The organism is Cohnella abietis, from assembly GCF_004295585.1.
Classification (GTDB): Bacteria; Bacillota; Bacilli; order Paenibacillales; family Paenibacillaceae; genus Cohnella; species Cohnella abietis.
Window position 1 is genome coordinate 2,423,359 of the sequence record NZ_AP019400.1, and the last position, 15,924, is coordinate 2,439,282.

13 protein-coding genes are annotated in these 15,924 nt (G+C 47.4%); 2 read left to right on the top strand and 11 right to left on the bottom strand.

The window, feature by feature from the left end; translation table 11 throughout:
* Positions 1–169: 169 nt before the first annotated feature.
* Positions 170–3,379, top strand: coding sequence for an S-layer homology domain-containing protein (locus tag KCTCHS21_RS10275; protein ID WP_162309305.1), 3,210 nt, complete (start codon positions 170–172; stop codon positions 3,377–3,379).
* Between the two features lie 111 nt (positions 3,380–3,490).
* On the opposite strand, the gene KCTCHS21_RS10280 is transcribed toward KCTCHS21_RS10275, so the two are convergent.
* Together KCTCHS21_RS10280 and KCTCHS21_RS10285 are read right to left on the bottom strand one after the other, a co-directional pair.
* Positions 3,491–3,766 carry a barstar family protein gene (locus KCTCHS21_RS10280; protein WP_157994009.1) on the bottom strand — a complete coding sequence of 92 codons (276 nt, stop codon included), beginning with the start codon at positions 3,764–3,766 and terminating at the stop codon, positions 3,491–3,493.
* Between the two features lie 12 nt (positions 3,767–3,778).
* Positions 3,779–4,255, bottom strand: coding sequence for a ribonuclease domain-containing protein (locus KCTCHS21_RS10285; RefSeq protein WP_130607400.1), 477 nt, complete (start codon positions 4,253–4,255; stop codon positions 3,779–3,781).
* Between the two features lie 466 nt (positions 4,256–4,721).
* Here KCTCHS21_RS10285 and KCTCHS21_RS31475 point away from each other — a divergent pair, with 466 nt between their 5' ends.
* Positions 4,722–9,503 carry an NTTRR-F1 domain gene (locus KCTCHS21_RS31475; protein ID WP_408621776.1) on the top strand — a complete coding sequence of 1,594 codons (4,782 nt, stop codon included), beginning with the start codon at positions 4,722–4,724 and terminating at the stop codon, positions 9,501–9,503.
* Positions 9,504–9,585: 82 nt separating this feature from the next.
* Here KCTCHS21_RS31475 and KCTCHS21_RS10295 read toward each other — a convergent pair whose 3' ends face one another.
* The 9 genes from KCTCHS21_RS10295 to KCTCHS21_RS10335 all read right to left on the bottom strand — a co-directional run bounded on the left by KCTCHS21_RS10295 (position 9,586) and on the right by KCTCHS21_RS10335 (position 15,899).
* The gene (locus KCTCHS21_RS10295; protein WP_130607402.1) at positions 9,586–10,419 is read right to left on the bottom strand and encodes an alpha-helical endospore appendage domain-containing protein; all 834 of its coding nucleotides are present in this window, start codon (positions 10,417–10,419) and stop codon (positions 9,586–9,588) included.
* Positions 10,420–10,674: 255 nt separating this feature from the next.
* Positions 10,675–11,085 carry an alpha-helical endospore appendage domain-containing protein gene (locus KCTCHS21_RS10300; protein WP_130607404.1) on the bottom strand — a complete coding sequence of 137 codons (411 nt, stop codon included), beginning with the start codon at positions 11,083–11,085 and terminating at the stop codon, positions 10,675–10,677.
* Between the two features lie 182 nt (positions 11,086–11,267).
* Positions 11,268–12,599 carry an exosporium glycoprotein BclB-related protein gene (locus KCTCHS21_RS10305; RefSeq protein WP_130616445.1) on the bottom strand — a complete coding sequence of 444 codons (1,332 nt, stop codon included), beginning with the start codon at positions 12,597–12,599 and terminating at the stop codon, positions 11,268–11,270.
* Positions 12,600–12,810: 211 nt separating this feature from the next.
* Entirely contained in the window at positions 12,811–13,728 is a 918-nt protein-coding gene (locus KCTCHS21_RS10310; RefSeq protein WP_157994010.1) for an MBL fold metallo-hydrolase, read from the bottom strand.
* A 36-nt stretch (positions 13,729–13,764) separates the two neighbouring features.
* Positions 13,765–14,292, bottom strand: a complete 528-nt coding sequence (locus KCTCHS21_RS10315; RefSeq protein ID WP_130607408.1) for a hypothetical protein — start codon at positions 14,290–14,292, stop codon at positions 13,765–13,767.
* Positions 14,293–14,305: 13 nt separating this feature from the next.
* On the bottom strand, positions 14,306–14,704 hold the full coding sequence (locus KCTCHS21_RS10320; RefSeq protein ID WP_130607410.1) for an alpha-helical endospore appendage domain-containing protein: 399 nt from the start codon (positions 14,702–14,704) through the stop codon (positions 14,306–14,308).
* A gap of 43 nt (positions 14,705–14,747) precedes the next feature.
* Positions 14,748–15,062, bottom strand: a complete 315-nt coding sequence (locus KCTCHS21_RS10325; protein ID WP_130607412.1) for an alpha-helical endospore appendage domain-containing protein — start codon at positions 15,060–15,062, stop codon at positions 14,748–14,750.
* Between the two features lie 136 nt (positions 15,063–15,198).
* Entirely contained in the window at positions 15,199–15,507 is a 309-nt protein-coding gene (locus KCTCHS21_RS10330; RefSeq protein WP_130616446.1) for an alpha-helical endospore appendage domain-containing protein, read from the bottom strand.
* Between the two features lie 83 nt (positions 15,508–15,590).
* Positions 15,591–15,899 (bottom strand): alpha-helical endospore appendage domain-containing protein, encoded by a 309-nt coding sequence (locus KCTCHS21_RS10335; protein ID WP_130616447.1) that lies wholly within the window; start codon positions 15,897–15,899, stop codon positions 15,591–15,593.
* Positions 15,900–15,924 lie beyond the last annotated feature (25 nt).

The window sequence follows — 15,924 nt, forward strand, 5'->3', positions numbered from 1 at the left end:
AGATTTCATTAAGATTGGGGACTGTTTTATCTATTACAATAAATATTTAAGCCTAGTAGATAACGTTGATCATCTTAGAACTTGCTATCGAAACTGCAGGTAAATTGAATTTACTCGAGAGGATGAATCAAAAGTGGGGAATTGGAAGAGTAAATGTTTTAGTGCATTCATGGCGGTAGTCTTGCTGTTCGGCGGATTGTGGCCGGGGTTGGGTATACATAAGGCGAAGGCGGCTGGGCCAACGATTATTTATGTGAAAATGGCGACAGATGGCGGTAATGATGGGAACGATGGGATAAGCTGGGCCACGGCTGTCGCGACGTTACAGCTAGCCTTGGATAAGGCAATTGCCGGGGAACAAATATGGATTGCTGCGGGAACGTACTATCCTACTAAAGGAATAGAGCGTGAGCGCCATTTCGAAATGAAGAACGGCGTTGCCATATACGGCGGATTCGAGGGGAATGAAGATTCAGATTTTTCACTCGATGATCGCGATTATACCACCAATAAAACGATATTAAGCGGGGATTTTGACGGAATTGATGGGAACAAAGCGTACCATGTGTTCCATAATTATAGCAATGGTATAGATCAAACTGCATTACTGGACGGCGTGACGATCACTGGTGGGAATGCAAATGGTGGGGGTATGGATAGTAATGGCGGCGGGATGTTGAACATTGATAGTAGTAGCCCAACCTTGGCGAATGTTACGATTAGCGGCAATACAGCTGATTATGGCGGCGGCGGGTTGTATAACTATTCAAAAAGCAGCCCAACCTTGACGGATGTTATGATCAGCGGCAATACAGCTGAATATGGCGGCGGGATGTATAATAACACTAGCAGCCCAACCTTGGCGAATGTTACGATTAGCGGCAATACAGCTGAATATGGCGGCGGGATGTATAATAACAATAGAAGCCCATCTATGACGGATGTGACGCTCAGTGGCAATACAGCTTTTGCTGGCGGTGGGATGTATAATTACACTAGCAGCCCAACCTTGACGGATGTTACGATTAGCGGGAATACAGCTTATTATGGCGGCGGGATGTATAACAACACTAGCAGCCCACCTATGACGGATGTTACGATCAGCGGCAATACAGCTGATTATGGCGGCGGGATGTATAATTACACTTGCAGTTCAGCTATGACGAATGTGACGCTCAGCGGCAATGTAGCTAATAAGAATGGTGGAGGGGTTTATAACCTTGATAGTAGCCCCTCCTTGACGAATGTGACGATCAGTGGCAACAGTTCTGGTTCAGGCGGCGGGATGTTTAACCTGCGTACTAGCAGCCAAACCTTAACGAATGTTACGATAACTGGCAATACAGCTACGGATAATGGCGGCGGGATGGTTAACTTTAGTAGCAATCCAACTTTGACGAATGTGATTTTAATCGGCAATACAGCTACTAAAGGGGGCGGGATGTTCAACAACGGTGGCAGCCCAACCCTGACGAATGTTACACTCAGCGGCAATCAGGCTACGGATGCTGGGGGTGGGATATATAACTTTGTTGGGAGTAATCCTAACATACGAAACAGCATTATCTGGGGGAATACCAGCGGAAGTGGTTACGGCATCATTAATGAATCTGATGTTCCTAATTCCCCTTCCAAGCCAAACCTAAATCATAGTCTCATCGAAGGATCTGGGGGCAGTGGTAATTGGAACACTGCTTTTGGAATTGATGGGCGCGGAAATATAGATAGAAATCCGATGTTCCAAGGGGATTACAGTTTGAGGTCCTATTCACCTGCCATTAACAAAGGGGACAATAGTGTATTTGCTGCTGGACAAAATGGACAAAATCCGGATCTATCCGGCATCCATACTGATTTTGGTGGAAACCCACGTATTGTTGGGGCGCTGATCGATATGGGAGCCTACGAATATCAAGGATTAGCAACAGCGATCGACAAATTGAAGGCATCGCCTGCGCCAGTCAATATGAGACTAGAGGCAAACAAGACCCAACAATTGTCGGTAAAAGCTACTTTGTCGGATACGACTACGGACGATGTAACTAGCCCAACTTTAGGAACCACCTATACGAGCGATGATCCAACAGTTGCAATGGTAACAGCGGATGGGCTGATAGAAGCCAAGAAAGTAGGCTCAACGACAATCACGATAACGAACAGCGGCATAACGACTACCGTCCAAGTTAACGTATTCAGCTTCGACAAATTGAAGGCATTGCCTGCGCCAGTCAATATGAGACTAGAGGCAAACAAGACCCAACAATTGTCGGTAAAGGCTACTTTGTCGGATACGACTACGGACGATTTAACTAGTCCAACTTTAGGAACCACCTATACGAGCAATGATCCAACCATTGCAACGGTAACAGCGGATGGGCTGATAGAAGCCAAGAAAGTAGGCACAACGACAATCACGATATCTAATAGCGGCATAACGACTACCGTCGAAGTTAACGTTACTAGCACAAGCAGTAGCAGTGGCGCCTGGATTCCGTCGGGAGACGCCCATTTACGTGAGCTCATTGTACGTGCAGACGGCAAGACAATTCCGTTAACGCCTGTATTTGCAGCGGATACGACTGAATATCGCGTTGAAACAGCAGCGTTGCAGGTGGATCTAACAGGGACAGCCGTACATTCTTCGGCGAACGTTACCCTGCAGGGTAAAACGGTTAAAGACGGGATTCGAGTTGACCTGCACGAGGGTGACAACGTTTTTACATTCCTCGTGACGGCTGAGAATGGAGCGACTAAGACGTATACCCTGACGGTTAAAAGGATTAAAGAGGGACAGGAGCCTCCGCACCAGCCCATATCCTTTACGGATATTGATGGACATTGGGCGGAAGTCATGATTTTGCAAGCGGCGACAAAGGGAATTGCCTCCGGTTATCCGGATGATACGTTCAGACCGAATCATTCGGTGACCCGCGCTGAATTTGTGGTTATGTTAGCCAATGCTAAGCAGTCAATTCATAGCGTTAACACGTCCCCACGGAACCATAAGGATGCAAGCCTCACCTTCATCGATGCAGACAAAATTGGAGTATGGGCGAAGGAAGCGGTGGCGTATGCGGTAGAAGCAGGCATCGTCAATGGCTACAAAGACGGTAGCTTCCGACCGAATGCACGCATCACCCGCGCCGAGATGGCGACGATGATCGCGCATGCACTCGGACTTACGCTTGAAACGAACAAGGCAACCGCGTTCGCCGACGACGCTAACATCCCTGCATGGGCGAAAAGCGCAATCGAAGCGACACGCAAGCTAGGTATTGTCAGTGGCCGCAGCGGCAACCGCTTCATCCCAATGGGAGAGGCAACACGCGCGGAAGCAGCGGTTCTGCTGCTAAGAATGCTGGATCACAAAGACGATTAATAACGTTATTTTAGGTAAGCCTACATTCTCGAGAAGCCTGCTACGTTGGGGCTTCTTTTCTTCTGCAGATAATCGAAAATTTAAGCTAAGATTCACAACAGAAAGAGGTCACTATTTAATCGCAAGCTCAAACTGTACACAGTCACTTTCTTGCGCAGCTTCGATAAAAACGTCAACTAGGCTGCGCCCATAATCCCCTAAGCTCGTGATAAGCAAATCATTGTTAACTAGCGTAATATGCAAATTTTCATTAATTGAGCTCAGTACATCCCACAGCGCATCTAAATTATGACCGTAGTAGCTAGGGAAGCTAAGTTTACGTGCTATATAGCTATGAGCGACCTCAATGGATTCCATTTTCGCACCATTCAACGTTACTTGCTTCATTATCATGTCCTCCTAATAAAGCTGGGTAAAAGTTTGGTAATGGTCTTTCGTATAATAGATGAGGTCGTCACTTGAATACAATATTCTCTCCGAACCCCGATATCCACCTTTGTAGTTAACATCACATTCATACCACTTGCGTCCTTTTATACTCGGCAGCTTTCCTTCACGATTTCCGAAGTTGTCCCCACCAATGCTTTGCTTGTCTGTAATTTCCCACAGGTTACCTTTATTGCTTTCCCATCCTAAGGCCGTGGCTTCTTTCTTGGTTATAAAGTTTCCCGGCAATTTCTTATACAGATGAATATACTCGGCTACAGTCTCTGGTGTTGAGTAAGTTCCATCAATATGTATATCGGGGACAATTGCACTCGCAGTTGTGACTGGTGTTGTTTGTTGCGTATTGTTTTCGAAATCGGTGATTGTACATCCGCTTAGAATAATGAGTGTAAGAACAATTAATAGTAATCGTAATCCTATGCTTTTCATTTTAGCCATCCTTATGTGTAAGATTTTACTGATTTACTGCTCGGAAGAATGATCGTATGTGGCGATAATTATTTTACTAAGCCAGCTCCTGTTAACATTCACATTATTCTACTAACTAATGACCCTATTGACAACCTGTTTGCAGATTTCGGCGATTTTGATCAAACAAACTCCAAAAGACCGTCAGGATGAACTTTCCTAACGGTTTTTCTTATGGATGATTTGTTGCTTGGATTTCTAAAAACACATGGCGAGGGGCCGTAATCCCACGTAAATAGAGGGAAGTAGGTTCGTTTTGTCGGTCGGAAATTCAGTTTTTTAGTTTATCCAATTAATCGTGGACAATCATACAAGCACTAATAATAAAGATACATATCATGAATCAAGTTGCAATAAACAGCTTATGCGTTAGAAGTAGATGCGCTGAAATTAGTAGATTCTATTTAATTAGAGTGAGGTGTAAGCTTTGACGATACAACTTCAGAATCGGATTATTAACGGTAGTTTTGAAACGGGGATACTTCCTTGGGCAGAAGTTAATGTGGTTCTATCTCCTATATCTAAGGTGGGTATACAAAGTGCAGAGTTGCTTGGTGGAATCACGATCAGTGCTCTGCAGCAAGTTGTTCCTGGAAATCCAGGGGAAGGGATGTTTCTTTCTATATCGTTAGCAAAGAGTCAACCGGGTTTAAGTCCGCAAGTTACATTCACGGTTGAGTTTCTAGATGCAGCATTAGGTTTTCTTTCTACTGGACTTTTGCTAAATGTTCCTGTCGGATTTTTTAGTGATGCACAAGGAATTTCTTGGAAAGTGTTTGAGGGTATAACTGATGTTGCTCCTTTAAATACAGCATTTGCTCGAATAACGATAAATAGGACGCCTTTAGCAAGTTCAGCAGGGATACTTGTGGATGAAGTTATTTTTATGGCCGCAGTAGCGACAGCAGGGGCAACTGGTGTAACAGGAGCGACTGGGGTAACAGGGGCGACTGGGGTAACTGGAGTAACGGGAGCGACTGGGGTAACAGGGGCAACTGGGGTAACGGGAGCAACAGGAACAACCGGAACAACAGGAGCAACGGGGGACACGGGAGCAGCAGGTGTTACAGGATTAACTGGATCCACGGGTGTTTCAGGAGCAACCGGAGTCACAGGAAACACAGGAGCAACAGGAGCAACAGGTGTAACAGGAGCAACCGGAGCAACAGGAGCAACAGGAGAGACAGGAGCGACAGGAGCAACCGGAGCAACAGGAGTAACAGGAGCAACAGGAGCAACAGGAGAAACGGGAGTAACTGGAGACACAGGAGCGACAGGAGCGACAGGAGCAACCGGAGCAACAGGTGCAACTGGGGTAACCGGAGACACAGGAGCAACCGGAGCAACAGGAGACACAGGTGCAACTGGGGTAACAGGAGAAATCGGAGCAACAGGTGACACAGGGGCAACTGGAGTAACGGGAGCGACTGGGGTAACCGGAGCAACGGGAGACACAGGTGCAACCGGAGCAACTGGAGTAACAGGCGCAACGGGAGACACCGGAGCAACAGGAGAAACTGGGGCAACAGGAGCAACAGGAGCAACAGGAGCAACAGGAGCAACAGGAGCAACAGGAGCAACGGGAGCAACAGGAGAAACTGGGGCAACAGGAGCAACAGGAGCAACAGGAGAAACGGGAGCAACCGGAGCAGTCGGAGCAACCGGAGCAACAGGTGTAACAGGAGACACCGGAGCAACAGGAGAAACGGGAGCAACCGGAGTAACAGGAGAAACGGGAGCCACCGGAGCCACCGGAGCCACAGGAGCGACAGGAGCAACAGGAGAAACGGGAGCGACTGGGGTAACCGGAGCAACGGGAGCGACTGGGGTAACCGGAGCAACGGGAGACACAGGTGCAACCGGAGCAACTGGAGTAACAGGCGCAACGGGAGACACCGGAGCAACAGGAGAAACTGGGGCAACAGGAGCAACAGGAGCAACAGGAGCAACAGGAGAAACGGGAGCAACAGGAGCAACAGGAGAAACGGGAGCAACAGGAGCAACAGGTGAAACGGGAGCAACAGGAGCAACAGGAGAAACGGGAGCAACAGGTGAAACGGGAGCAACAGGAGCAACAGGTGAAACGGGAGCAACAGGAGCAACAGGAGCAACAGGAGAAACGGGAGCAACAGGAGACACAGGGGCACCCGGAGCAACAGGTGACACAGGCGCAACTGGAATAACGGGAGCAACCGGAGCAACTGGGGTAACGGGAGCAACCGGAGCAACAGGAGCAACAGGAGCAACAGGAGAAACGGGAGCAACCGGAGCAATCGGAGCAACCGGAGCAACAGGTGTAACAGGAGACACCGGAGCAACAGGAGAAACGGGAGCAACCGGAGTAACAGGTGAAACGGGAGCCACCGGAGCCACAGGAGCGACAGGAGCAACAGGAGCAACAGGAGAAACCGGAGCAACCGGAGCAATCGGAGCAACGGGAGACACCGGAGCAACTGGGGTAACGGGAACAACAGGTACAACTGGAGCAACAGGTGAAACGGGAGCGACTGGGGTAACCGGAGCAACGGGAGACACAGGTGCAACCGGAGACACAGGCGCAACGGGAGAAACCGGAGCAACCGGAGCAACAGGTGATACAGGGGCAACGGGTGCAACCGGAGACACAGGAGCAACAGGCGCAACAGGCGCAACAGGTGTAACTGGAGCAACTGGAGCAACTGGAGTAACTGGAGCAACGGGAGCAACAGGAGCAACAGGAGAAACGGGAGCAACAGGAGACACAGGGGCACCCGGAGCAACAGGTGACACAGGCGCAACTGGAATAACGGGAGCAACCGGAGCAACTGGGGTAACGGGAGCAACCGGAGCAACAGGAGCAACAGGAGCAACAGGAGAAACGGGAGCAACCGGAGCAATCGGAGCAACCGGAGCAACAGGTGTAACAGGAGACACCGGAGCAACAGGAGAAACGGGAGCAACCGGAGTAACAGGTGAAACGGGAGCCACCGGAGCCACAGGAGCGACAGGAGCAACAGGAGCCACAGGAGAAACGGGAGCAACAGGTGAAACGGGAGCAACAGGAGAAACGGGAGCAACCGGAGCAACCGGAGCAATCGGAGCAACGGGAGACACCGGAGCAACTGGGGTAACGGGAACAACAGGTACAACCGGAGCAACGGGAGACACAGGTGCAACCGGAGACACAGGCGCAACGGGAGAAACCGGAGCAACCGGAGCAACAGGTGATACAGGGGCAACGGGTGCAACCGGAGACACAGGAGCAACAGGCGCAACAGGTGTAACTGGAGCAACTGGAGCAACAGGAGAAACGGGAGACACAGGAGCAACCGGAGCAACTGGGGTAACGGGAGAAGCGGGAGCAACCGGAGCAACAGGAGTAACTGGGGTAACCGGAGCAACAGGAGACACAGGAGCAACAGGAGAAACCGGAGCAACAGGAGTAACTGGAGTAACTGGGGTAACCGGAGCAACAGGAGACACAGGAGCAACGGGAGCAACCGGAGCAACAGGAGCAACAGGAGCAACAGGAGCAACAGGAGCAACAGGAGCAACGGGAGCAACAGGTACAACAGGAGCAACAGGGGCAACAGGAGCAACAGGAGCAACAGGAGCAACGGGAGCAACAGGTACAACAGGAGCAACAGGGGCAACAGGAGAAACTGGGGCAACAGGAGTAACCGGAGCAACGGGAGCAACAGGAGCAACGGGAGCAACAGGAGCAACAGGAGAAACTGGAGGCACCGGAGCAACAGGGGCAACGGGAGCTACAGGGACAACAGGAGCAACAGGAGCCACAGGGACAACCGGAGAAACTGGAGCAACAGGAGAAACTGGAGCAACAGGAGCCACCGGAGCAACAGGGGCAACAGGGACAACCGGAGCAACGGGAGCAACCGGAGCAACAGGGACCACGGGAGAAACTGGGGCAACAGGAGCCACAGGAGCAACAGGAGCAACAGGGACCACAGGAGCAACAGGGACCACAGGAGCAACAGGAGCCACAGGAGCAACAGGAGGCACCGGAGCCACAGGAGCAACAGGAGGCACCGGAGCCACCGGAGCCACAGGAGTCACAGGAGTCACAGGAGTTACAGGAGTTACAGGAGTTACAGGAGCCACCGGAGCAACAGGAGCCACAGGAGCCACCGGAGCAACAGGGGCAACGGGGGCAACGGGAGCAACAGGGATAACTGGAGAAACAGGAGCCACAGGAGCCACAGGAGTCACAGGAGCCACAGGAGCCACAGGAGTCACAGGAGCCACAGGAACGACAGGAGCCACAGGAGAAACAGGAGCCACAGGAGCCACAGGAGGCACCGGAGCCACAGGAGCCACAGGAGCCACAGGAGCCACAGGAGCCACAGGAGCCACAGGAGCCACAGGAGTCACAGGAGTCACAGGAGTCACAGGAGTCACAGGAGTCACAGGAGTCACAGGAGTCACAGGAGTTACAGGAGCAACAGGAGTAACAGGAGTAACAGGAGTAACAGGAGTAACAGGAGTAACAGGAGTAACAGGAGTAACAGGAGTAACAGGAGTAACAGGAGTAACAGGAGTAACAGGAGTAACAGGAGTAACAGGAGTAACAGGAGTAACAGGAGTAACAGGAGTAACAGGAGTAACAGGAGTAACAGGAGTAACAGGAGTAACAGGAGTAACAGGGGTAACAGGGGTAACAGGGGTAACAGGGGTAACAGGGGTAACAGGAGTCACAGGAGTTACAGGGGTAACAGGCCCCAATTTTGCTGTAGAAGGTTTCTCGGCCTTTATTCCCTCTCTTGTCATTGCTGCTAGCACACAGCTAGCTAACTGGACCGTAACAAGCCCTTATTATAGCGGTCCTAGCTTTAACGCCACTAATGGAAATTATACCGTGCCAACAACAGGTAGATATACTATTTTAGCAACAATAAATTATTCTACTACCGCAGCAATAACCGTTACACTTGGAGCTGGAATTAATCCTTCATTTGTTGTCCAAAGAACATCGCCTACAGTTACCAATCTAATAAGCGGACTGTTTCCTATCTTAAATGTCAACGTTGCAGTAGTATTAACACTAAGAGCTATACTTGGAAATTCGGCAGTAACTTTGGCGGGTGAAGTTACCCTCAATGCAGGAGATGTAATTGGGCTCTTTTATGTAGCTAATGGGCTGACAGTCTCATTAGATTTAGGTAGCTCAACCTCAGCTGGGGTTGTCTGGTCCATCCATGAACTGACTTAACATTTACAAATAAACCAATATAAACGACATGAAAATGCGACTCGTTAGGTTCAACTAACGAGTCGCATCTTTGTTATAGTTATTAGGCGATTTTTATAATATTGATTCGAATTCTTGTAATGGATTCTCCAGTGACATTGTTAATTTGAAGTAAGCTTGGTGCAATGCCGGTTGTAGTAATAATTGATACGCCTACTGCGATTTCTGAGATGGGATTAGAAGCCGCTTGATTATTAGCTTCACTGCCTGGGACCAAGACGGTGTTAAGCAGCAAGGAGCCTTGCAAACCTCCGCCACTTGTAGGGACGCCTTCAAAGGTGTAGACAATATGGTAAATATGGCCTTGTGCTAAAAATATATCTGTTGTGCCGGAAACATGTGTGATATCTGAACCATTAATCGAATAATTCACATTCAGCGGAACTGGGGTATTCAATGTTGTAAATGTGCCTAGAAAACCGATATCTGCGCTATTTGCTGTTACTACAGGACCCGTTCCACCAGTTGGTCCAGTCACTCCAGTTGCCCCGGTTGCTCCAATTGCTCCAGTGACACCAGTTGGTCCAGTTGCCCCAGTGGTACCTGTAGCACCGGTAGCTCCAGTTGCTCCTCCTGAGGATGAAGACGGAGCAGCTAGAACGCTCTCCAGTTTAAATTGGAGAAGCATTTCTTTCTTGATCACTTCCTGCATAGTGCTTCTTACACTTGCATCAATGGTGAGTAAGTCATTGATTGAAGCCGGCACAGTAAGTCCTGGGAGAGTCCCAACGGCGTATTGAATTTTTTCGGCTTCGGCATTAATGATGTGTCCTAAGCCTAGTTCTTCAAGGGCAATCGATGCTAACAATAGATTTAGTGCGTTATCTCTTGTAAGGGTAATATTGGGAGTTATATTCGGAATATTCGCTTGTGACAAATAATATCATCCTCTCACATATGGTTATGGTACGCACACGTACATCTTATGTTAATGAACGTGCTAGGATTCCCCCAAATTAAGGAGCTGGAATTCACCGCAATAAGGGTAGTAGTCCAGTAAAGTAAAATAGTCCCCATCTTGTACGAGGAAGGGGCTACTAATAAAGCAAGTTGAGCTTGTCACAATTAAAAACGCTTTACACAAAGAGCAGATTGCCTAGCGGTATTTAAAAAGGCTTAGTTATTAGGGTTTTTAGTAATCAATATCATCGAGTTCATTGTAATGATTGGCATTGTATTTATTTTCGAAAGAGGAATCGTAGGGCCCTTGTGAATCAACACTTTTATTAGACGTATTTTTTAGGTTAGATGGTTGTGCGAGTTGCTGGAACTGCATCACGGTGTCGATTTTTTTCATCATTATCCATTCAGCCATCAATATAGAATCAAGTATTTGTGTTACGGTTTGATTAAATTGGATAAATTCGGAGGTTGAAGGCTGGGTAGGGAGGTCTCTCTCTTTCCCTACAAAAGCGAGTGTTTTATCTGCCTCTGCCCGCATCAGGGTAGCTAGCGCTTCTTCCTCGATTGCGATAGATTTTACTAATTGAGAAAGCGCATCATTCAAGGACCTCGAATGGTTCAGGTGATTCTGATCATGCATAAGTCTTCCCCCCCAAGCCTATTCCATCAATCATATGTTTGTATGGAGAAGATTATGTGGACCAACACAAGGCACCAAGGATAGAAAGGACATATCTTACAAAAATGGAGGGGTATCCGGATCTATTCAGATCGTAGGGACAGCCCTCCATTATTATTCCGAAGAACTTGTATATGCAAGTATTAGCTGATAGCAACGCCTGCGCTAGCATATCCTATAATAGTGTTAACCAAGCTTAAACCAGTAGCTGTTGCTGAGAAGACCATGAGTAGACGAGTTTGTGGGGTTACAGGAATGGACAAACCGGTAGTCAGGCCATTAGTGATATCGCCGAGCGAAATAAGTCCAGTAAGTGATGGTGTCAAAGTAACAACTGCTCCTGGAATTGGTGTTAAGGTGTTATTAGGTGTTGTTGAACTGTACAATTGCGCTGAAATTGTAAGAGATGAGCCGATTATTGAAAGACCAGTCGTTACACTGAAGTAAGCGGCAATACTCGTAATCGTTCCTGCCCGAGGTACTGAAAATGCAAAGTTGAGCAGCGTGCCCGCAGCACCAGTCAAGTCGATGGCACCACCACCTAAGAGGCTGACACCTGCAATAGAGGAACCGAAGCCTACTAGGCTCGTTGTGCCTACTAATCCACCAAGAATAGTAGTTAAGGTTGTTGGAATCCCCGAGGCGAACGGGATGATTGCACCAGATCCGGCTATACCAGTGACCCCAGTGACCCCAGTGACCCCAGTGACCCCAGTGACCCCAGTGACCCCAGTGACCCCAGTGACCCCAGTGACCCCAGTGACCCCAGTGACGCCAGTAACGCCAGTAACGCCGGTAACCCCAGTGACTCCGGTGACTCCGGTGACGCCAGTGACGCCAGTAACACCAGTAACACCAGTAACACCAGTGACGCCAGTAACGCCAGTAACACCAGTGACCCCAGTGACGCCAGTAACACCAGTGACTCCGGTAACTCCGGTGACGCCAGTGGCTCCAGTAGCTCCAATGGCTCCGGGATCTCCAGTCGCCCCAGTGGCTCCGGTAGCGCCAATGGCACCAGTCGCCCCAGTGGCTCCGGTAGCGCCAATGGCACCAGTCGCCCCAGTGGCTCCGGGATCTCCAGTAGCTCCAGTAGCCCCAGTTAGGCCTGTAGGTCCAATTGGACCTCCTGCAGGTCCAGTAGCCCCAGTTGGGCCAGTTGGTCCTGAGAAGGATGGTGCAGCCAAGACGCTTTCAAGTTTAAATTGGAGGAGCATTTCTTTTTTTATCAATTCCTGCATCGTGCTTTTCACACTTAGATCAATAGCCAGTAAATCTGAGATGCTAGCCGGTGTAGTAAGTCCTGGTAGAGTCCCAACGGTATATTGGATTTTCTCCGCTTCGGCATTAATGATATGTCCTAAGCCTAATTCTTCAATGGCAATCGACGCTAACAAGAGATTCAGTGCATCATCTCTCGTCACAGTAATGCTTGGTGTTATATTAGGGATATTTGCCTGAGACAACAATATCATCCTTTCACGCTTAGTTTTAGCTTGCACATATCATATGTAATAAATGAGACGAAGGTACGCCATTAAAAATTAAAAGGCTAATAGTCCCCACCCTGTGCTACCAAGGATAGAGACTACTTGATAAAGCTTATGAAAGAGATTGGCATGCTCTTGCTTGTCCCGACTGTAGTTACCTAACACGAAGCGGAAGGAGAAAATCTGCAGGAAACCTCTAAATATTATTATTTTTGTAGAACAGTATGCCGTTTCTGACCAACCGAGCAACCTTGCCCTCATTTAATAATTGTCTTACATACGACTGCGTGATGGTATATGCCAAGTCATATTGTTGTTCAATGTTTTCAAATTCATATTTACTCATCATGCGCTGTGTCAAGCTTTCTATGGTCTGCCATTGTTGTTCGATTAACGATAACACTTCAGAATAAGCATTATCCACGAGGTTTATATTTTCTTCAATTAACTCAGAAATACTTCTATAAATACCTCCGTGATAGATGACGTATTGCCTAGCATGAAGGGTTTTCAGCTTTTCTAGAGATTGCTTTGCTTCGCTTGTCTCCATGAAAAAAAGTAGCTTTTGCTTGGATAATGTTGACGAACCGAATAGAGCATCAGCACAATAGAGAACTTGATCCGGTGTCTGGACACCAATCATTCCGGGAAAGTGTCCCGGCAGTGTGTGAACGGTAAAAGGGATGCCGTTGATCTCAAGCACGCCATCCTGGTAAGGAATGATATCGGTTATTGCAGTTGAATCCGATCGTTCTAATAATTCTGTGTTTGAATGCTGCGCATGGGAATTGGCGCTTATTGGTGCAAGCAAGGAGGGGGAGTTGATAAATGGTGCTGACAGGGGGGAGGCGTAGCTACGAAGCTCAGGGTAATGCTTCCTAAAGTAAGAGCTTCCCCCCGTGTTCACAAAATGGCCATGTGAATGGATAATTGCTGCGACTTGATATCCTTTATTAGTGATCTGGTGATCGATCATTTCTGCTGTTCTTTGATTCGGGCCGCTATCAAGTAAATAGGCTGTTTTAGTTTCCTTATGAAAATAAATTCCTACTGCATATTTTCCCGACCATGCGTAGCTACTGCCTGAAACTTGTATCAGAGTATCATTTGGCATGCGAATTTCTCCTCTGTAATCGTGTTTATCCATAGATCAGAGAAAGCCCTTGTAAGCCTGGGAGCCAATTTGAATTTCAAAGGTATTAGCGTCTCTTTTATTTCTTTGCTTGGTTGTTTTCTTAATATCCTGTTTACTCAAGTATAGAAAGGGACTAGTGGGGTTCTTAGTCATCTCTTTTGATTGAGCAGTATCCTCAGGTTCCGCTTCGATTGGTTCGTTTAGGACAATATGATCTGCCGGAAGCTGAGGCTCCTCCTCTTTTTTTAATAATCCTGTAAGCAATTCTCTTAAGGACGCCTCCATTATTTCCAGTTCTTTGCTGTCGGAAGCGGAGGGAGAGGGCTGCTCGTAAGTGGATAAAGCATTTATTCGTGAGAGGAAAACTTCATAGAGTTGATTTAGCAATTCCGTTTGCTTAGTTCTGTGGTAAGCCAAGAGACTGATTTCTCGTTTGAACATATGGTCTAAATCGATCGCGGTGGAGGTTTGAATTAATTGTACAACGGCCCCGACAAGCATTAGCAATCCTTGCTTACTTTTCGTGACCTCTCTATGTAGCATTATCGTCACCCCGTTAGTAATCAATATCATCAGATTCATTATATATATGGACTTGCTGTTCATTTTCGAATGGGGAAGGGTAGCCAGCTTTGTTTTTAGAGGTAATATTCAGCCCTGATGTTGGTGTGAGGTGCTGGAACTGCATGACAGATTCGATTTTTTTCATTAGCATCCATTCAGCCATCAATATTGAATCAAGTACTTTTGATACTGTTTGATTGAATTGAATAAATTCTAAGCTGGAAGGCTGTGTAGGCAGTTCTCGTTCTTTTCCTACAAAGGCAAGTGTTTTATCTGCTTCTGCTTTCATCAGGGTAGCTAGCGCTTCTTCCTCTATTGCAATGGATTTTACTAATTGAGAAAGTGCATCATTCAAGGACCCGGGACGGTTCAGATGATCCTCATCATGCATCAGCATACCTCCTTGGCATCAGATTCAGGAATTAGTGGTATCTTTATTCCTCAAAAACTTCGAATTCGTGAGTCATCATCTCTTCCAACCGGATAATATCCTCCAGTTTAAACTGCAGGAGCATTTGATTCTTTATGACATTACGCAGCATGATTTCAACGCTACGGTTAATTTTCAAGACATCATTTAAATCTACACAGTGGTCTTTGACAAAACGTTGAATTTTCTCGCCTTCCGCATTAATAATATGAGACAAACCAATTTCTTCTAACGCGATTGAAGTAAGAAGTAGGTTGAGAGCTTCATCCCGTTTAAGTGTAATTTCGGGTCTTATATCTGGAACGTTAGGCATGGACATTAGCGTTCACCTCTTTCTTAGGTAACAAAAACTTCTTAATAATATGCTGGAATGGAGAAGGTTATGTAGATAGTTAGAGGGCGGCAAACATTGTCAGTTTGCCGCTGATAGAGATTAACTCTAACTAACCGTAGCTTTAATGCGTAATGGGAATATTGTTAACGATATTTTCCAACTTGAACTGCAGCAGTATTTCGGTTTTGATGACATCCATCATCGTTGACCTTACACTGCGATTAATGGCAAGGACGTTTGAGATGGTGGCACCAGGTGGTGTAACACCGGGTAGCGTTCCCAGGACGTATTGAATTTTCTCTGCTTCGGAATTTAAGATATGTGCTAGAGCGAGTTCTTCAAGTGCAATGGAAGAAAGCAACAAGGCTACTGTTTGCCCCACAGTGATGGAAATAGTCGGTGTAATGTTCGGAATGTTCGCTTGAGAAATTACAATCACCTCATCATTAATTTTAGTTTGCTAAGAGGGGGCGAGCGGCAAACCCTGTCAAGTTAGCTGATGAGTATGAAGGTTTATAATGTAAGGGGTATGTTGCTAAGTATGTTTTCCAGCTTGAACTGCAGTAGTATTTCGGTTTTAATGACATCTTGCATTGTTGATCTCACACTTTCATTAATGGCAAGAACGTTCGAAATGGTGGCACCAGGCGGAGTAACACCAGGCAGCGTTCCCAGAACGAATTGAATTTTCTCTGCCTCGGAATTTAAGATATGTGCTAGGGCGAGTTCTTCAAGAGCAATGGAAGCAAGTAACAAGGCTACTGTTTGCCCGACGGTGATGGAAATAGTCGGTGTAATATTCGGAATGTTCGCTTGAGAAATGATGATCACCTCTATTTTTTTTTGA